Here is a 15,691-nt window from a genome sequence, read left to right as displayed (position 1 = left end):
GAATGAACGGAAACGGAAACGGAAACGGGAACGGCGTACGCGCCGGGGCGGGAGGAACGGGCGGATGAGAGCGGACCGGCTGGTGGCGACCTTGTTGTTCCTCCAGGAACGCGGCCGGGTCACGGTCTGCGAAGTGGCCACCGAACTGGAGGTGTCCGAGCGCACCGCCCGCCGCGATCTGGAGGCACTGGCCGCATCGGGCATACCCGTCTACTCGCAGCGGGGCCGCGGCGGCGGCTGGACCCTCGTCGGCGGGGCCCGCACCAACCTCACGGGGCTGACCGCCGAGGAGATCCGGGCGCTCTTCCTCGTCACCGGGCCGCTGACGGCCACTCCCGAACTGCGCACCACCCTGCGCAAGCTGGTCCGCGCCCTGCCGCCCGCCCTGCGGGAGCAGGCCCAGGCCGCCACCCGCGCCGGAGTCGTCGACGCCACGGACTGGTGCCGCAACGCCGTCACCGCCGATGGTGTGCACCGCTCCGCGCTCCAGGGGGCCGTCGTGGACGGGATCCGCGTCCGCCTCGGGTATGCGGGCGTGGGCAAACCGGCCGGAGAGCGCACGGTCGACCCCCTCGGGATCGTCGCCAAGGCGGGGGTCGACTACCTGGTCGCGGGTACGGACAAGGGTCTGCGCACCTTCCGGCTCAGCCGGGTCAGTTCCGTCGTGCCGACCGGCGAACCAGTGGTCCGGCCGCCGGGCTTCGACCTGGCCACGGTCTGGCGGGAGTTGTCCGGGGCCTTCCAGGAGGGCATGAACGCGGTGACCGCGCGGGCCCGCGTCCATTCCGACGCGCTGGCCCTGCTGCAACGGCTGCTCGGCGGTCGGGTGCGCGTCGGCGGTCCGCTGCCCGACGGCTGGACCGAGGTGTGGATCGACGGCCCGGCCCCCAAGGCCCTGGCCGGGCACCTGGCCGGGCTGGGGGCGGGAGTGGAGGTGCTGGAGCCTCCGGAGGTACGGCAGTGGCTGGCCCGGCTGGGCGCCGAGCTCACGGCGACGTACGCGGCGGACGTGCCGGCCGGTCAGTAGCCGATGGTGAACCGCTTGCCCGTATGTGCATCGCGCTCGATCTCGTCGACCAGGGCCACCGCGTAGTCCTCGGCCGAGATGTGGCTGCGGCCGTCCTCGTCCACGACCAGGTCGTCGAGGGCCAGTCGGTACGTGCCCGTGCGCTCGCCCGGCGCCATCTGCGCGGCGGGACTCAGGCAGCTCCAGCGCACCTCCTCGACGGGCACGGTGCGCAGGAAGTCCAGCGCCTCCCCGTGGGCGTGCATGACGGCCCGGACCGGTTCCGGGACGTCCGCCGCGTCCCAGACCAGCGGGCCCGCGGGGGTGCGCAGCGAGCCCGCCCCGCCCACGACGAGCACGCGGGGCCGGGGGGTGTCCGGGGCGAGCGTGCAGACGCCGCCGATCAGGGACTTGGCGGCGGTTACGATAACGCCCGGGTCCCCGGACCCGGGGCCGACGGCGCTGACGACCACGTCCCGGCCGGCGGCGGCGCCGGCGACGGAGTGCGGGTCGAGGACGTCGCCGTGCGTCACCTCGGCCGCGGAATCCGCGAGCTTCGCGGGGTCGCGGACGACCGCGGTGACCTCGTGGCCACGGCCGAGCGCTTCGCGCAGCACGAGGGATCCGATGGTGCCGGTCGCGCCGAACAGGGCGATCTTCGCCATGGAGACTCCGTGGGGTCGAGGAGGTACGGGCCCGAGGTCGGGCCCGCGTCGACCATCCAAGCGAACCCGCCCGCCGACACCCGGCAGCCGGGCCGGGTCCACTCGGATGATCCGGCCCGGGCCCCTTCCGAACGACCTACGTAACGACATCCGAACGACTCCCGCACGACACTGCCTAGTGGCACAGGGCGACGATGGACGGGGAGATCGTGCCCTTGGCCGCCTCGCACAGGGAGGTCATGTCGTACGGACGCGGCGGAGCGGGCCGCGGTTTCGGCCGTACGGGCGGGCGTTGGCGCGGCCGGGCCCCCGGGGCGGGGTGCACGGTGTGCGCCGCCCCGGCGGGTGTGCGGTCGCCGGGGCGCCGCGGCGACCGGTGTTCCGCGGGCGGCGCCGGAGGTTCCGGTTCCGGCTCCTCCGGCGCCGCCGACGGGGGCTCCGACGCCGGCAGTCGGCCCAACGGCAGGGCTTCGACCGCCGATTCCGCGCCCGTCGTCGTCCGGTCCGCCGCCGGAGCCGGGCGGGCCGGCTGCGGCGGTCCGCCCGGTCGTACGGATACGCACCCGGCGGTCAGCGCCAGCGAGGCGAGGATCAGGGGCAGGGGTACGGCCACCCGGCGTAACTGCATCCACCCACCCTGCCGTACGAGAGCGGACGGAACCTATGCACCGTCACGCGAACGAGTGACGGGGGAACGGTGCGGGGGCTACACCGCCCGGCGCCCCTGCGCGACCAGCCGGAGCAGGTGTTCCAGCGGCCCCCGGCGCAGCGGACCGTGCGCCCAGAACGGCTGCCAGGTCCAGGCCGCCACCAGCGTCACCCCCGGCGAAGCCGGCCGGTGCACCCCAGGACGCGGGCCCCGTGCGCCGTCCGGCCAGCACCAGCGCACGCAGGACGTACGCGCCGAGCGGCGTCGCGCCGAGCGCAGCCGGCGGCCGCAGCAGCCGAGCACGCCACTGACACGCACGGCGTCACCCTGGGCAAGGTTCGGCTTCTTCTAGCTGGTGGGTGCCGGGTCCGGCTCGCAGGGATGCGGCCCTGGCCGCGTTCATTCCGACCTGAACAACGCCATCACGGGCTGGCGGGCCGGCATCTGCGCGCTGGGCGAGGGCGAGCTGGTCGGACCGGCGGTTCTCAGGCCGCCAGTCCGCGACGCGAACGTACCAGCGAGGGCGTAACAAGGTAATAAGAAGGTATAGGGGCAGCAAAGCGGTGGTCAGTGGGCGGGGAGGGGCGACCGGCGTAACCAGCAGGCCGTACCGGCTGTTTGCACGGGCGGAGGCCCATCCACGGTGAACGGAGTTCCCATGTCGCAGCTGACCGGCGAGGCCGTGACGGACGATGACGGCGGCCGGCCGGGCACGTGGATGACCCCGCAGGAGTACGGGGCTTCGCGGGCCGCGCTCTGGACCGGAGCCGTGGTCCTGGTCACCGACACCGACGGCCGGGTCCTCGTCCAGAGCGTCGACTACCGCCCCGACCGGCTGCTGCCCGGCGGCGCGGTGGACGCAGGCGAGGCCCCGGCCGCCGCCGCGGCCCGCGAGGTGCGGGAGGAACTCGGCATCGACGGCAGCTACCCGCACGGGCTCGCGGTGGACTGGATCCCGGCCGACATCCCCGGCTTCCCGCCCGAGATGCGCTTCCCGGGCGAGATCCTGTACGTGTACGACGGCGGTACCTGGACCGCGGACCGAATCGACGCGATCCGCCTCCCCGCCCAGGAGATCACCGGCATCCAGTTCGCCGAACCGGCCGACCTGCCCGCCCTGATGGACCCGGGAGACGCCCGCCGCGCCCTGTCGGCACTGCGCGCCCGCATCAACGGCGGCGGCCCCGCCCTGCTGGAGGACGGCCGTCCCACCGTGCCGACCGCCCTGGACCGCCTCGGCGTGCTGCGCACCCGCCGCACCCCCCTCCACGGCACCTGGCACCCCGGCCCGGTGCCCGCGGCGCTACCCGTACGGGAGCCCGGTGCCTGGCTGTTCGCCCCCGACGGCCGGGTCCTGCTGCTGGTCTCCCGCGCCACCGGCGCCGCGCACCTCCCGCCCCCGACGGCAGGCTCCGTCCCGTTCGGCTACCGCTGCGCCGACGGGGCCGCCCATCCCCGTACGGCGGACCGTCTCACCGGCCCGCCCCCGGCCGCGGACCCGGAGTACGCGCGCCTGCTGGCCACGGCTGAGCAGGTCCGCGAACTCGCCGACTGGGGACCGGCCGGCCACGCCGAACTCGCCGCGGTCCACGCGGCCCGCACCCGCCTCGGCCTGCCGGCCCCTCTCCGCACCCCGCTCACCGAACTCCCCGAGGAGGGCCTGCGCCGGTGATCGCGCCGCGCCGTGCGCTGTCAGTGGCGCCCCGTAGCGTGATCGTCATGGGATTCACCAGCGCCTGGTCGGTCAGCAGCCACCCCGACTCCGTCATCGCGGAGCTCACGCCCCACCTCGCTCCGGCCCTCGAAGCCGACCGTACGCAGCCGGCGGGCCGCCGCCGCTGGGAGACCTGGCGGTGTGCCCCGCTGCCGGACCACCGCACCTGGTACCGCGACCGGGCGCACGACGGGGCCATCGACTCCTTCTTGACCCTGACCCGGCCCGGCGGGCACGTCGACGAGGTCTGCAACGGCATCACCGACCGCGCGTTCCATGTGATGGAGGACGTCTGGGAGCCCGAACCGGAGGCGGCGGACATGTTCGTCTCCGTGCACCGCAAGGACTACGCGGTCGCCGCCCTGTTCCACGCCATCGGCCCGGACCGGGCCGCCCTATTGCCGGGCTGGTGCGGGAACGTGCTCCTCACCGCCGCCGAGGTCCGCCGGACGCTGCCGGACGTGGAACGGGCGCTGACCTTCACCCCCGGGGAACGGGCCCGCGTCGGCGACCGGGACTGGCTGGACTACGGCGCCCGCGACGAACCCGTCACCGACGGCCCCCTGCGCATCTGGCGGACCGCGGCGGCGGCGGGCCGCGGCCTCTGCGCGGTCGCCCTGCACGTCGACTGACCACGCCGGACCCGGACCCGGACCCGGACCCCAGGACCCGGCCGGACCGCGGACCGCGGACCCGCCACCAGGCCCCGGCCCCGGACCTCAGTCCCGGCGCGGCCCGGCAAATCCTGCGTCCGCGGGGCCCGGGCCCGCAGCATGGGGGCATGAGCGACAGCGCGATCACCTACACCCTCTACATCCAGGCCGATCCCGCCCGGGTCTGGCAGGCCCTCACCGAGCCCGCCCTCACCCGGCGGTACTGGGGGCTGAGCTTCGAGACCGACTGGGCGGTGGGATCGAGGATGGACTGGGTGGAGCGCGGGGCCCGGACCAGTGATCCCGAGCAGGTGGTCCTCGACTGCGTCCCCGACCGCCGCCTCTCCTACACCTGGCACACCTTCACCCCGCAGTGGGCGGCCTCGGTCGGGATCGCCGAGGAACTGCGGGCCGAACTGGCGCAGGAGCGGCGCACGAAGGTGACGTACGAGATCGAGCCCGTCGGGGACACCCTCGCGCGGCTGACCATCCTCCACGAGGACTTCGAACCGGGCGGCACCCTGATCGGCATGTGCGGCCGGGCCTGGCCGATGCTCGCCTCCAGCCTCAAGACCCTGCTGGAGACCGGGGCCCCGCTGCCCGAGCCGGGGCACGGCTCGAACCAGGGGCACGGCGGGCACGAAGCCCACGGGGACTGAACCCGGCCGACCGGCGGCCGGGGCCGCCCCGGCCGCCCACCCCGCCGAACGGCCGTACGCCGCGCCTGAGATCATGTGTAACGACCACCTGACCGGGAGCGTTGTATGGACTTCGAGCACCACGGCGTCGTCATCACCGCCGCCGGCCGCGACTTCGGGCGTACCCTCGCCCTCCGGTTCGCCGCCCGGGGCGCTGAGGTCCACCTCTCGGCGCGCACCCTCGAAGCCGCGCGACGCGTCCGCGAGGAGATCCTCGCGCAGGGGCACGACGCCGACCGCGTCCACGCGTACGCGTGCGATCTCACCGACCCCGCCTCCGTACGGGAGTTCGCCGCAGCGGTGGCCGCCCGCACCGACCACATCGACGTACTCCTGAACAACGGCTCCCGCTACCAGCACGGCCGCGACCTGCTCCGCGCCTCCGACGAGGACGTGACCGAGACCCTGGCCTCCGGCGCCACCGGCACCGTCCTCGTCACGAAAGCCTTCCTCCCGCTGCTGCTGAACTCCGGCAAGCCCGACATCGTGACGATGATCTCCAGCTGTGGCGAAACCGGCCACCACCGCTCCGACGCCCACGACGCCTTCTACGCCGCCAAGTCCGCCCAGTCCGGATTCACCGAGATCCTGTCCCGCCGGCTGCGTGACCAGGGCGTGCGCGTCATCTCCCTCTACCCGCCGGACTTCGACAACCACGACCCGCTGTCCCCGCAGTGGGAGGGCGCCCCGCGCACGGCGAAGGACCCGCTCACCGCACAATCACTGGTGGACTGCGTCTTCTTCGCCATCGGCCAGCCCCGGGACTGTTTCATCAAGTCCTTCACCTTCGAACAGGTCTGACGGAAGCGGAGTAGGAGACATGGGCGACACCCTCGCAGAGATCCTGGACGCGGTGGCCCGCGGGCAGTTCCCGCCGGCCGACGGCGGCACCACCGTCGTACCGCAGCCGAGCCGGCGCGACGCGGGCGTGATCGCGTTCACCGCGCACTCCGTGGTGTTCACGGACGAGGACCCGCAGTGGGTGCACGCCACCCTCGCAGCCGTCGAATGCGACTCCCTGGCGGCCTCCATGCACCCGCGCTTCCTGGGCGCCCTGCTGGACCGCACCGCCCGCACCACCGACACCATCGACCTGCTCACCGTCGCCGGTGCGCTGCCCGGTGACCCGCCGCTGGAGCTGCGCGAGGTCCGCGACCCCGACCACCCGCGGGTGCGCCGGGCCCTGCGCCGCCGCGACGACGTACGGGTCTGGGCGGCCGACGGGGGAGTGCTCGTACTCGGCCGCGGTGTCGCGGGCCGCTGGGAGACGGCGATCGAGGTGGACGAGGGGGTCCGCCACCGGGGCCTGGGCCGGGACCTGGCCCTCGCCGCCCGCCACCTCGTCCCCGACGGCGCACCGGTCTGGTCCCAGCAGGCCGCGGGCAACGCCCGCAGCATCCGGGCCTTCCAGGCCGCCGGATACCGCCCGGTGGGCTCGGAGGCCCTGCTGGCGCCCCGCGCGCCCCTGACGCAGTCCTCGTACGTCGGCTGAAGTCCTCCGAGGCACCCCTGCGCGCCGGCCCGTCACCGCGGTCGTGTGGAATGGGTTGCATGGGGAGAAGCGAGAACCACATACGCCAGGGGGGCAGCCCGGCGCGCCGGGCGGAGGGCACGGCCACCGCGCCCGACCACTGGCGCTACGCCCGTCACCTCGACACCCTGGCCGCCGCGGCCGGTGAGGCCATCGGGGCCGAGGCGGGCGCCGTTGCCGCCGTTCTGCGCGATCGCGACCCGGTGATGGCCGAGAGCGCGGTGGTCACCCACCTCGGCCGCCGCGCCGCCCACCTGCTGACCGACCCGGGCTTTCCCGACTGGGCCCGGGCCATGGGCGCCGCGATCGGGGCCCGCCCCTTCCCGGCCCGCCGGCTGCGCGAGTGGACCCTGCTCAAGGCGATCACCGACGGCGGGCCGTGGTCGGCGGCCGAGCTCACCGCCGCCTCCGACTGGTGCCAGCGCACCGCCGTCCTGTCGCTGGGCTCGCACGAGGCGCTGGACCTGCTCGCCGCCGCGGGGCGTACCCGCCGCGTGCGCAACACCGCCGCCCAGCGCTTGGGCCGCCGCAACATCAAGGGCTGAGCGGGCGCCAGACGGGCGGCCCGCAGCCGGTGGGAACAACCGGTGGGAACAAAGGGTCGATCCTGATCAAGACGGGAAATCGGCGGCAGTCCTTCTGTCCGCTGGGCACAAAGTCTCGTCATACGGCTGTTCGGGGGCTTAAAGTCTGCCTACCTGGCCGGGTATCAGCGTTGATCCGATGCCGTTCCACTGGAGGCTGCTCTCCGTGTCGCACGTTTCCCAAGCTCCCGTCACCACCCCCGACGGCGAGCCGGCTCCGCCCGAACCCACCGCGTACAGCCAGGTCAAGGGTTGGTTCTCGGACTATGACCAGGTGCTCTTCGACTGGTTCCTGACAGGCCGGACCGGCAGAGAGGACCAGCCGGGCGATCTTCTGGAGCTCGGCGCGTTCATGGGGAAGAGCGCGATCTTCCTCGGGGGGTATCTGCGGGAGGGCGAGGAGTTCACCGTCTGTGACCTCTTCGACTCGCCCGCGCCGGACGACTCCAACCTCGCCGAGATGCAGGACTCGTACCCCACGCTCACCCGCCGCGGGTTCGAGACGAACTACCTGGCCTTCCGCGAGGCGCTCCCCACGATCATCCAGGCGCCGACGTTCGTGGTCGGTGACCGGGTGCGCCCGGCGAGCTGCCGGTTCGTCCACATCGACGCCTCGCACCTCTACGAGCACGTCGTCCAGGACATCGCCTCCTCCCGCGTCGTGGCCGCTCCGGGCGCCGTCGTCGTCTTCGACGACTACCGCTCCGAACACTGCCCCGGCGTCGCCGCGGCGGTCTGGGGCGCGGTGGCCACCGGCGAGCTGCACCTGATCTGCGTGTCGTCGTCGAAGCTGTACGCGACCTGGGACGACCCGGCGCCCTACCAGGCGGAGCTGCTCACCTGGCTGGAGGGCCGGGAGGACCTGTGGCACGGGGTGGACCTCGTCGCCGGCCAGTCGCTGGTCCGCATCGGTGACGAGGGGGTCGTTGCGCCGGCGCCGCCGCAGCCGCTGCGTCCGGCGCCCGAGCCCGTCGCCGCGCCCGTACCGGCCGGGCACCAGCCCGGTCCCCGCCCGCGGGCCGGGGCCGCGTGGCGCAGGCTGGCCAAGGACCTGCTCCCGCCGGTCGTCACCCGCGCGATCGTGGCCTGGCGACGGCGCCGCCGCGGCTGACGTCCCGCCGCGCCCGCGCCCTTGTGCACGAACGGTGCCGGCCCCCGTGTCCGGGGGCCGGCACCGTCGCGTCGGGGCCGTGCCCGTGCCCGTGGCCGTGCTCCGGCGTCAGCCGCCCTTGCGGACCCGGGCCGCGCGGCGGGCCTCGGCGAGCTGCCGGGCCTCCGCGGTCTTGCGGGACTCCTTGCCCGCACCCGGCCGGCCCGGGCGCGTGCCCATTCCGCGGAAACCGAGGTCCGAGCCCGAGGGCCGGCCCTTCGCGTCGGTCGGCTCGGCGCCCGCCAGCGGCACCCCGGACGGCGCCTTGGCCCCGGTGATCCGGCTCAGTGCGGTCTCCCCGGAGCGGACCTGGGTGGTGGTCGGGCGGATCCGGGCGTCGGACATCAGCCGGACCATGTCGCGGCGCTGGTTCGGCGTGACCAGGGTGACGACCTTGCCGGACTCGCCCGCGCGGGCGGTACGGCCGCCGCGGTGCAGGTAGTCCTTGTGGTCGGCCGGCGGGTCCACGTTCACGACGAGGTCGAGGTCGTCGATGTGGATGCCGCGCGCGGCGACGTTCGTCGCGACGAGGACCGTGACGGCTCCGCTCTTGAACTGCGCGAGGGTGCGCGTGCGCTGCGGCTGCGATTTGCCGCTGTGCAGCCCTTCCGCCCGTACGCCCATGGCCCGCAGGTGCTTCACGAACTGGTCCACGCCGTGCTTGGTGTCCAGGAACATCAGCACCCGGCCCTCGCGCGCCGCGATCTCGGTGGCCGCCGAGTACTTGTCCGCGGAGTGGATGTGGAGCACGTGGTGGTCCATGGTGCTCACTGAGGCCGCCGACGGGTCGACGGAGTGCGAGACCGGGTCCTTCAGGTAGCTGCGCACCAGCTGGTCGACGTTGCGGTCCAGGGTGGCCGAGAACAGCATCCGCTGCCCGGCGTGGTGCACCTGGTCCAGGATCTCGGTGACCTGCGGCATGAAGCCCATGTCGCACATCTGGTCGGCCTCGTCGAGGACGGTGGTCTTCACCCGCTCCAGGTGGACGTCGCGCCGCCCGACCAGATCGCTGAGGCGTCCGGGGGTGGCCACCACGACCTCGGCCCCGGTGCGCAGCGCGCTCACCTGCTTGCCGATCGACAGTCCTCCGACGACCGTGGCCATCCGCAGGCCGAGGGCCTGCGCGTACGGAGTGAGCGCCTCGGTCACCTGCTGCGCCAGCTCGCGCGTCGGTACGAGGACCAGCGCGAGCGGTCGCTTCGGATCGGCCTTGCGGCCCGCCGTGCGCGCCAGCAGGGCCAGGCCGAAGGCCAGGGTCTTGCCGGAGCCGGTCCGCCCGCGGCCGAGGATGTCGCGCCCGGCCAGGGAGTTGGGGAGGGTGGCGGCCTGGATGGGGAAGGGCTGCGTCACCCCCAGGTCGGTCATCGTCTGCACCAGCTCACGGGGCAGGTCGAGCTCGGAGAACGCCGCGACCGGCGGTAGCGCCGGCTCCACCGTCTTGGGCATCGCGAACTCGCCCTGCAGGGGTGCGGTCCGGGGCGCCTTGCCGCCCGGCTTCGCACCGCCCTTGGGGCCTGCCTTGGCTCCGGCCTTGATGCCGAAGCGCCCGTGAACCGACGGGTTCTTCATGCAGAACCTTCCGTGAGACGTGAAAAGGGAAATTTTACCATCGGGGGCTACGAGGTCACGGGGCCGATCTTCCCGGACCGTACCTCGGCGAGATGGGCGCCCATCTCGACCGTCGCCCGCGCGAACCAGTCCGCGATGACCGCGATCTCGTCGGGGGAGTACTGCGCGAACACCGTGCCGAGCCGCGCGTAGAAGGGTTCGTAGACGGCGAAGACCCGGGCGGCCGCCGCCGGGTCGGCCACCACGCGCACCCGGCGCCGGTCCGCGGGATCGGGCTGCCTGCGGGCGTATCCGGCCCGTTCCAGGCGGTTGAGGACGCCGGTCACGGCCCCGGTGGTCAGGTTCGTCAGCTCGGCGAGGTCGCCGGCGGCCAGCGGGGCGTCTGCGGCTCCCAGGACGTGGCCGAGACAGGTCAGGTCGGTGACGTTCAGCCCCAGCAGCTGCGCCACTTCCTGCTGGCCGATCAGGCCCAGCGCGACGTACCGGTCCATGCGCGACAGCGCCTCCTGGGCCGTGGCCGCGGGGCGGGGCTTGCCCTGCACGCACATACTCCTTAGCATCTAAGTAACTTAGTTCGTGAGATGCTTATCTTGCTCACTAAGGCATCCCTGTCCGAAGCCTAGCGTCGCCCGCCCCTGCGAGGAGAACCATGAGCGCCCACGGAGACGTCGACCTCGGCCACACCGTCGCCGGCTGGACCGGTACCGCCCTGGCCCTGTTGGGCTGTGCCGGAGCCGGCCTCGCCGTGTGCGCCGCCTGGAGCCCCGGCGTCTGGCTCGGCCTGGCCCTCGTCGCGGTGGCGGCGCTGGTCACATGGGCCCTGCACCTGGCCGGCTGGGGCAAGCCCAGCGGCCCCCGCCCCCGCGCCGAGTGGGACTGGCGCACCCGGGACACCGCCGCCCGGGCCGGGCACGCGCACTGCCTGGGCTGCCGGATGAGCGCGCCCCGCCGCGCCGCGACCGCGACCCCGTCGACCCGGCCCGCCGTGTCGAGCGGTCAGTAGTGCGAACCGCCCCCGATCGGCCGCGCCTGAGGTGTGGTGGGCGTCACGTACGGGCAGGATGGAACCGGCTGCACCGCACGTGCGGTCCGCGTGGAACGTTGAGAAGGATCAGTACTGATGGCAACAGGCACCGTGAAGTGGTTCAACTCTGAGAAGGGGTTCGGCTTCATCCAGCAGGACGGCGGCGGGCCCGACGTGTTCGTGCACTTCTCCGCCATCCAGACCACCGGCTTCAAGGAGCTGGCGGAAGGCGCGGCGGTCGAGTTCGACGTCACTCAGGGCCCCAAGGGTCCGCAGGCGGAAAACGTGGTCACCCTGCGGTGAAGCCGCTGTGACGCCACTTCACGAGCCCAGCCCGTGACATGAGCCCCGCCGGTCGGTCCGGCGGGGCTCATTGCTGTGGCGGAGGCGATTGGGGGGCGGGAGGTCGGGAGCCCGCGCGGTGCAGGGCCAGCAGCAGCGGCCAGAGGTGCTCCGCCAGCTCCGTCGGGGAGCCCGGGACGCTCTCGTGCAGCCAGTCGGCCAGGATGCTGGTGAACGTGGCGGCCACCGCCGAGGCGACCAGGTCGGCGTGCGGGGCGCCGGCCGCCGCGCGTTCGGCGCGGGCGCGGGCGCGAAGTTCCCGGTGGAGGCGCTCGCCGAGCGGGCCGCCGCCGCCCGGCAGGAGCAGGGTGCGGTAGAGGGGCGTGTGCCCGGCGGCGTCGGTGAGGAAGTCGGCCAGTGCGCCCGGGGGGCGGGCCGGGGCTTGCGCCCCCGGCCGCGTCTGCCAGGCGTGCAGGGCGTCGACCGCCGCGTGCACCACGTCGGCGCAGGCGTCGACGGCCAGTGCCGTGAGGTCCTCGTAGTGCAGGTAGAAGGTGGCGCGGCCGACGGAGGCCCGCCGGACCACCGCCGAGACGCTGACCTCCCCCAGCGGCCGGTCCGCGCACTCGGCGAGGAGGCTCTCGCGCAGCCGGGCCTTGGTGCGGGCGGTCCGCGGGTCCTCGGGGCTCACGCGGCCAGCAGCGCCGCGCCCAGGGCGAGGGCGCCGGGCAGGGCCTGGGCGATCAGGATGCGGCGGTTGGCGGTCGCGGCCCCGTAGACCCCGGCGACGATCACGCAGACGAGGAAGAAGACCTGCGTGGCGAGCGAGTCGATGATCAGCGACCAGATCAGGCCGGCGGCCAGGAAGCCGTTGTAGAGGCCCTGGTTGGCGGCGAGGGGCGCGGTGCGGCGGGCGAGGTCCTCGTCGAAGCCCGACAGGGCCCGCCCGGCCGGCCGCTGCCACAGGAACATCTCCAGTACCAGGAAGTACACGTGCAGGGCGGCGACGACGCCGATGAGGACCTGGGCGACCGTGTGCACGATCAACCTCCCTTGTTTGGATTTCCTGGACAACTGTACAGGAAGTTGCTGTCAGGTCCATGGTGCGCCCGCGGCTAGGCTGACCGCATGACTGTGCTCGTGTACGAAGACTTCGGGACCGGACGCCACCGTGAGGCCTCCTTGATCCGCCACGCCCTGGGCAGCGCCCACGACGAGGAGCTGATCGCGGGCCTGGCCGGCGGGATCGGCTTCATGTACTTCGTGTTCGAGTACTCCGGCCGGGCGCCCATCGCGACGATCGTCGCGCAGGCCCATCCCGAACCGTGGGTGCAGGTCACGCTCCGGCGCCTGCACGTCCCGTACGACGCCACGCGCGCCACCAAACCCCGCTGGGGCAGGGTGCGCGCCGCGCTCGACGGCGGTCAGCCCGCCTTCTGTGTCGTCGACCGGGCCTCACTGCCCTGGCACGGGGCCGACGCCGACGGCGACGCGGAGATGATCGGCGCCGACCCGCACACCGTCGTCATCGCCGGGTACGACGGCGATGACCTGTTGATCGAGGACGGCGCCGAGGCCCCGTACCGGATCGACCGCGAGGAGTTCGGTGCGGCCTGGACCGCGCACCGCAAGGGCCGCCACCAGCTGATAGTGCCCACCGGGCCGCCCGAGGGCGAGCCGGACGTCGACGGGGCGATCGCGGCGACCGTCACCCGCCTCACCGGGCCGGTGCTCGGCAACCACTTCGACGTCAACTTCGGCTTCACCGGAATGGAGAAGCTGGCCGCGCAGCTGCGCGACGGGACCACCAGGACGGGCTGGGAGCGCCGCTTCGGCGGTTCCGCGGAGCACTTCCGCGCCGGCACCGGGCGGCTGTACGCCTGCCTGGAGGAGGAATGGACCGCCCCCGGCGCCACCCGACCGCTGTACGCCGACTTCCTCGACCTCGCCGGGAGGCCGGAGGCGGCCGCGCTCCTGAGGGACTCCGCCGGCCACTGGTCCCGGCTGGCGGACTTGGCCCGTACGGCAGAGCCGGACTCCGACGCGGCTCAGCGGCGGGCCCTGTTCGACGAGTGCGCCGAACAGGTGGACCGCTCGCTGGAACTGGAGCGCCGGGCCGTCGCCCTGCTCTGAGCCGTACGGGTTCGTGCAGCGGTTACTCCTGTTGCCCCGGTTGCCCCTCGCGGATGCTGATGGCGGCGACCGGGCAGGCACGGGCGGCCTCGCGCAGCAGTGGGCTGCCGTTGCCGTCCTCACGGCCCGGGAGGACCTGGCTGAAGCCGTCGTCGTCCTGGGTGAACACGTCCGGCGCCGTCAGGGCGCACTGCCCGGCGCCGATGCAGACGCTCGTGTCGATGTCGATTCGCTGTGGCGACATGCCCCTCACCATGCCACGGGGAGTTCGACCATGCCCTGGATGGTGTCCCCGGGCCGGAACGGGATGCGGTCCGGCTCGGCGGCCAGCCGGAGCCCGGGCAGCCGGGCGAACAGCGTCCCCAGGGCGATCTCCATCTCGGCCCGGGCCAGGTTCTGCCCGAGGCACTGGTGGATGCCGAAACCGAACGCGACGTGGTGGCGGGCGGAGCGGTGCCAGTCCAGTGCGTCCGGCTCCGCGAACACCGCCGCGTCCCGGTTGATGACGGAGGTGGAGAAGACCACCCCGTCATCCGCACGGATCGTCACCCCGCCGATCTCGATGTCCTCGGTGGCCACCCGCAGCATTCCGTCCGCGATGGACAGGAAGCGCATCAACTCCTCAACGGCCACCGTGATCAGCGAAGGGTCGGCGCGCAGCTCGGCCAGCTGCTCCGGGTGCCGCAACAGGGTGAACGTACCGAGCGAGATCATGTTCGCCGTGGTCTCGTGGCCCGCGATCAGCAGGATCGCGGCCAGGGAGACCAGCTCCTCGACGTCGGTCTCACCGGTCTCCAGGCGGCTCGCGACGAGCTCGTCCAGCAGCCCCTCGCCCGGATGGGTCCGCTTGCGCTCGATCAGATCGGCCAGGTAGCCGTTGATCTGATCCCGCGCGTCCTCCACGTCGGCGAGCTCCGGCCCGCGCAGCAGCCGCCGCGACTGCGCCTCGAAGAACTCGTGGTCCCCGTAGGGGACTCCGAGCAGGGCGCAGATCACCATCGACGGGACGGGCAGGGCGAAGTCGTTGACCAGTTCGGCCTGCGGACCCCGGGCGACCATCTCGTCGATCAGCCGGTCCACGGTCTGCTGGATCGCGGGCCGCAGGGCCGCGGTCCGTTTCAGGGTGAAGCTCGGGATGAGCATGCGGCGCTGGACGTTGTGTTCGGGGTCGTCGACGCCGAGCAGCGCCGTGCGGCGGTTCTGCAGGCCCTTGAACCGCTTCGTGGGATTGGGGAAGGCCTCGTTCTGCCGGTTGGCGGAGAGCCGCCCGTCGGAGAGCAGGGCGCGCGCCTCGGGGTGCCCGGTGACCACCCAGACCGAGCGGCCGTCGAAGAGGGTGACCCGGGAGAGCGGCCGGCCCTCGCGGAGGGGATCGTAGGCGGTCGGCGGGTGGTAGGGGCAGGTTCGGTCCTGGGGGAAGGCAACGGTCTCTGACATGCAGCACCTCGTAAGCATGATTCCGTGGGTCCGTATCGCCGGAATCCATTACATGCCCTAGGCACCTATCTGACCTACGCCAGTTTCGGCCAGATAGCCCACTTTGGACCGCCCGGCCGAGGGTCGCCCGGACGATCAGAGATGGGCCTCCAGGAACTCCCGGAGCTCCGCGCGGCTCATCGCCCCGGCACGGCTCGCCACGGCGCCGCCTTCCTCCACGAGGACCACGGTGGGTGCGCCGGCCACGCCGAAGCGCTGGGTGGGCTCGGGGCAACGGGTCATGTCGGTGCGGACGACCGTCAGCCGGGCGCCGTACTCCTCGGCCGCCTCGGCCACGAGCGCGTCCATCGCCCGGCAGGCTTCGAGCGCCTTGGGCCACGTCCCGATGAAGTAGGCGAGAACCGGCCCCTCGGCCATCGCGAGGATGAAGTCGAACTCCTGGTTCTCCAGTGGCTGGTGTACCCGACGTGCCATGGGCGGTGCTCCTGCTTCGTGTTCCGGGTGCTGCGCATGTGGGCCCCCATCATCGCCGCCGGCTCCACCGGCCCCGAATTCCCGGCCGCCGGGCGTCCCCGCCGGGCCGCGTCCCGCTGCCC

General features: G+C 73.4%; 21 protein-coding genes. 11 read left to right on the top strand and 10 right to left on the bottom strand.

Annotated features, from left to right (window positions below; genetic code table 11):
• The first annotated feature begins 64 nt into the window (after window positions 1–64).
• Entirely contained in the window at window positions 65–1,027 is a 963-nt protein-coding gene (locus OHA65_RS05300; RefSeq protein ID WP_327281932.1) for a WYL domain-containing protein, read from the top strand.
• Here the strand turns inward: OHA65_RS05300 and OHA65_RS05295 are convergent.
• The 3 genes from OHA65_RS05295 to OHA65_RS05285 all read right to left on the bottom strand — a co-directional run bounded on the left by OHA65_RS05295 (window position 1,021) and on the right by OHA65_RS05285 (window position 2,638).
• The gene (locus OHA65_RS05295; RefSeq protein WP_327281931.1) at window positions 1,021–1,671 is read right to left on the bottom strand and encodes an NAD(P)H-binding protein; all 651 of its coding nucleotides are present in this window, start codon (window positions 1,669–1,671) and stop codon (window positions 1,021–1,023) included. The two genes, OHA65_RS05300 and OHA65_RS05295, sit on opposite strands and share 7 nt — an antisense overlap.
• 175 nt (window positions 1,672–1,846) lie before the next feature.
• Complete coding sequence (locus tag OHA65_RS05290) at window positions 1,847–2,299, bottom strand: hypothetical protein (protein ID WP_327281930.1); 453 nt, start codon at window positions 2,297–2,299, stop codon at window positions 1,847–1,849.
• Window positions 2,300–2,377: 78 nt separating this feature from the next.
• Window positions 2,378–2,638, bottom strand: a complete 261-nt coding sequence (locus OHA65_RS05285; RefSeq protein WP_327281929.1) for a hypothetical protein — start codon at window positions 2,636–2,638, stop codon at window positions 2,378–2,380.
• 340 nt (window positions 2,639–2,978) lie between these two features.
• Between OHA65_RS05285 and OHA65_RS05280 the strand changes: the two genes are divergently transcribed.
• The 7 genes from OHA65_RS05280 (at window position 2,979) to OHA65_RS05250 (ending at window position 8,611) form a co-directional block, all read left to right on the top strand.
• Window positions 2,979–3,992, top strand: a complete 1,014-nt coding sequence (locus OHA65_RS05280; protein ID WP_328761761.1) for an NUDIX domain-containing protein — start codon at window positions 2,979–2,981, stop codon at window positions 3,990–3,992.
• Window positions 3,993–4,039: 47 nt separating this feature from the next.
• Window positions 4,040–4,666: a hypothetical protein gene (locus OHA65_RS05275; protein ID WP_405761354.1), complete on the top strand. Its 627-nt coding sequence runs from the start codon at window positions 4,040–4,042 to the stop codon at window positions 4,664–4,666.
• Window positions 4,667–4,815: 149 nt separating this feature from the next.
• On the top strand, window positions 4,816–5,346 hold the full coding sequence (locus OHA65_RS05270; RefSeq protein WP_327281926.1) for an SRPBCC family protein: 531 nt from the start codon (window positions 4,816–4,818) through the stop codon (window positions 5,344–5,346).
• Between the two features lie 105 nt (window positions 5,347–5,451).
• A complete protein-coding gene (locus OHA65_RS05265) occupies window positions 5,452–6,186 on the top strand; it encodes an SDR family oxidoreductase (protein ID WP_327281925.1) in 735 nt (244 codons plus the stop codon).
• Window positions 6,187–6,205: 19 nt separating this feature from the next.
• Window positions 6,206–6,877, top strand: a complete 672-nt coding sequence (locus tag OHA65_RS05260; protein WP_327281924.1) for a GNAT family N-acetyltransferase — start codon at window positions 6,206–6,208, stop codon at window positions 6,875–6,877.
• Between the two features lie 59 nt (window positions 6,878–6,936).
• Entirely contained in the window at window positions 6,937–7,461 is a 525-nt protein-coding gene (locus OHA65_RS05255) for a hypothetical protein (protein ID WP_327281923.1), read from the top strand.
• Between the two features lie 205 nt (window positions 7,462–7,666).
• Complete coding sequence (locus OHA65_RS05250) at window positions 7,667–8,611, top strand: class I SAM-dependent methyltransferase (RefSeq protein ID WP_405754687.1); 945 nt, start codon at window positions 7,667–7,669, stop codon at window positions 8,609–8,611.
• 108 nt (window positions 8,612–8,719) lie between these two features.
• On the opposite strand, the gene OHA65_RS05245 is transcribed toward OHA65_RS05250, so the two are convergent.
• Together OHA65_RS05245 and OHA65_RS05240 are read right to left on the bottom strand one after the other, a co-directional pair.
• Window positions 8,720–10,219, bottom strand: coding sequence for a DEAD/DEAH box helicase (locus tag OHA65_RS05245; RefSeq protein WP_371645924.1), 1,500 nt, complete (start codon window positions 10,217–10,219; stop codon window positions 8,720–8,722).
• 47 nt (window positions 10,220–10,266) lie between these two features.
• Window positions 10,267–10,761, bottom strand: a complete 495-nt coding sequence (locus OHA65_RS05240) for a MarR family transcriptional regulator (RefSeq protein WP_327281922.1) — start codon at window positions 10,759–10,761, stop codon at window positions 10,267–10,269.
• Between the two features lie 107 nt (window positions 10,762–10,868).
• On the opposite strand from OHA65_RS05240, the gene OHA65_RS05235 reads away from it, so the two are divergent.
• Both OHA65_RS05235 and OHA65_RS05230 read left to right on the top strand, forming a co-directional pair.
• Complete coding sequence (locus tag OHA65_RS05235) at window positions 10,869–11,222, top strand: HGxxPAAW family protein (protein WP_327281921.1); 354 nt, start codon at window positions 10,869–10,871, stop codon at window positions 11,220–11,222.
• 117 nt (window positions 11,223–11,339) lie between these two features.
• Window positions 11,340–11,546: a cold-shock protein gene (locus tag OHA65_RS05230; protein ID WP_327281919.1), complete on the top strand. Its 207-nt coding sequence runs from the start codon at window positions 11,340–11,342 to the stop codon at window positions 11,544–11,546.
• 67 nt (window positions 11,547–11,613) lie between these two features.
• On the opposite strand, the gene OHA65_RS05225 is transcribed toward OHA65_RS05230, so the two are convergent.
• Both OHA65_RS05225 and OHA65_RS05220 read right to left on the bottom strand, forming a co-directional pair.
• On the bottom strand, window positions 11,614–12,216 hold the full coding sequence (locus OHA65_RS05225; protein WP_327281918.1) for a TetR/AcrR family transcriptional regulator: 603 nt from the start codon (window positions 12,214–12,216) through the stop codon (window positions 11,614–11,616).
• The gene (locus tag OHA65_RS05220) at window positions 12,213–12,566 is read right to left on the bottom strand and encodes a DUF1304 domain-containing protein (RefSeq protein ID WP_327281917.1); all 354 of its coding nucleotides are present in this window, start codon (window positions 12,564–12,566) and stop codon (window positions 12,213–12,215) included. Before OHA65_RS05220 ends, OHA65_RS05225 begins: the two co-directional genes overlap by 4 nt.
• 87 nt (window positions 12,567–12,653) lie before the next feature.
• On the opposite strand from OHA65_RS05220, the gene OHA65_RS05215 reads away from it, so the two are divergent.
• Window positions 12,654–13,658: a BtrH N-terminal domain-containing protein gene (locus tag OHA65_RS05215; RefSeq protein WP_371645921.1), complete on the top strand. Its 1,005-nt coding sequence runs from the start codon at window positions 12,654–12,656 to the stop codon at window positions 13,656–13,658.
• Window positions 13,659–13,680: 22 nt separating this feature from the next.
• Here OHA65_RS05215 and OHA65_RS05210 read toward each other — a convergent pair whose 3' ends face one another.
• The 3 genes from OHA65_RS05210 to OHA65_RS05200 form a co-directional block, all read right to left on the bottom strand.
• The gene (locus tag OHA65_RS05210; protein ID WP_327281914.1) at window positions 13,681–13,902 is read right to left on the bottom strand and encodes a ferredoxin; all 222 of its coding nucleotides are present in this window, start codon (window positions 13,900–13,902) and stop codon (window positions 13,681–13,683) included.
• Window positions 13,903–13,907: 5 nt separating this feature from the next.
• A complete protein-coding gene (locus tag OHA65_RS05205; RefSeq protein ID WP_327281913.1) occupies window positions 13,908–15,095 on the bottom strand; it encodes a cytochrome P450 in 1,188 nt (395 codons plus the stop codon).
• A gap of 135 nt (window positions 15,096–15,230) precedes the next feature.
• Window positions 15,231–15,569, bottom strand: coding sequence for a thioredoxin domain-containing protein (locus OHA65_RS05200; RefSeq protein ID WP_327281912.1), 339 nt, complete (start codon window positions 15,567–15,569; stop codon window positions 15,231–15,233).
• Between the last annotated feature and the right edge of the window lie 122 nt (window positions 15,570–15,691).

Origin of the sequence: Streptomyces sp. NBC_00045, assembly GCF_045041095.1 — a bacterium.
Taxonomy (GTDB): domain Bacteria; phylum Actinomycetota; class Actinomycetes; order Streptomycetales; family Streptomycetaceae; genus Streptomyces.
This window is presented reverse-complemented; position numbering and strand designations above follow the sequence as displayed.

What these genes read in the sequence shown, in the direction of transcription:
- OHA65_RS05215 (WP_371645921.1), top strand. Translation starts at nt 12,654, where the DNA reads ATGACTGTGCTCGTGTACGAAGACTTCGGGACCGGACGCCACCGTGAG.
- OHA65_RS05205 (WP_327281913.1), bottom strand. Translation starts at nt 15,095, where the DNA reads ATGTCAGAGACCGTTGCCTTCCCCCAGGACCGAACCTGCCCCTACCAC.
- OHA65_RS05255 (WP_327281923.1), top strand. Translation starts at nt 6,937, where the DNA reads ATGGGGAGAAGCGAGAACCACATACGCCAGGGGGGCAGCCCGGCGCGC.
- OHA65_RS05290 (WP_327281930.1), bottom strand. Translation starts at nt 2,299, where the DNA reads ATGCAGTTACGCCGGGTGGCCGTACCCCTGCCCCTGATCCTCGCCTCG.
- OHA65_RS05235 (WP_327281921.1), top strand. Translation starts at nt 10,869, where the DNA reads ATGAGCGCCCACGGAGACGTCGACCTCGGCCACACCGTCGCCGGCTGG.
- OHA65_RS05260 (WP_327281924.1), top strand. Translation starts at nt 6,206, where the DNA reads ATGGGCGACACCCTCGCAGAGATCCTGGACGCGGTGGCCCGCGGGCAG.
- OHA65_RS05230 (WP_327281919.1), top strand. Translation starts at nt 11,340, where the DNA reads ATGGCAACAGGCACCGTGAAGTGGTTCAACTCTGAGAAGGGGTTCGGC.
- OHA65_RS05275 (WP_405761354.1), top strand. Translation starts at nt 4,040, where the DNA reads ATGGGATTCACCAGCGCCTGGTCGGTCAGCAGCCACCCCGACTCCGTC.
- OHA65_RS05245 (WP_371645924.1), bottom strand. Translation starts at nt 10,219, where the DNA reads ATGAAGAACCCGTCGGTTCACGGGCGCTTCGGCATCAAGGCCGGAGCC.
- OHA65_RS05270 (WP_327281926.1), top strand. Translation starts at nt 4,816, where the DNA reads ATGAGCGACAGCGCGATCACCTACACCCTCTACATCCAGGCCGATCCC.
- OHA65_RS05210 (WP_327281914.1), bottom strand. Translation starts at nt 13,902, where the DNA reads ATGTCGCCACAGCGAATCGACATCGACACGAGCGTCTGCATCGGCGCC.
- OHA65_RS05280 (WP_328761761.1), top strand. Translation starts at nt 2,979, where the DNA reads ATGTCGCAGCTGACCGGCGAGGCCGTGACGGACGATGACGGCGGCCGG.
- OHA65_RS05200 (WP_327281912.1), bottom strand. Translation starts at nt 15,569, where the DNA reads ATGGCACGTCGGGTACACCAGCCACTGGAGAACCAGGAGTTCGACTTC.
- OHA65_RS05265 (WP_327281925.1), top strand. Translation starts at nt 5,452, where the DNA reads ATGGACTTCGAGCACCACGGCGTCGTCATCACCGCCGCCGGCCGCGAC.
- OHA65_RS05295 (WP_327281931.1), bottom strand. Translation starts at nt 1,671, where the DNA reads ATGGCGAAGATCGCCCTGTTCGGCGCGACCGGCACCATCGGATCCCTC.
- OHA65_RS05300 (WP_327281932.1), top strand. Translation starts at nt 65, where the DNA reads ATGAGAGCGGACCGGCTGGTGGCGACCTTGTTGTTCCTCCAGGAACGC.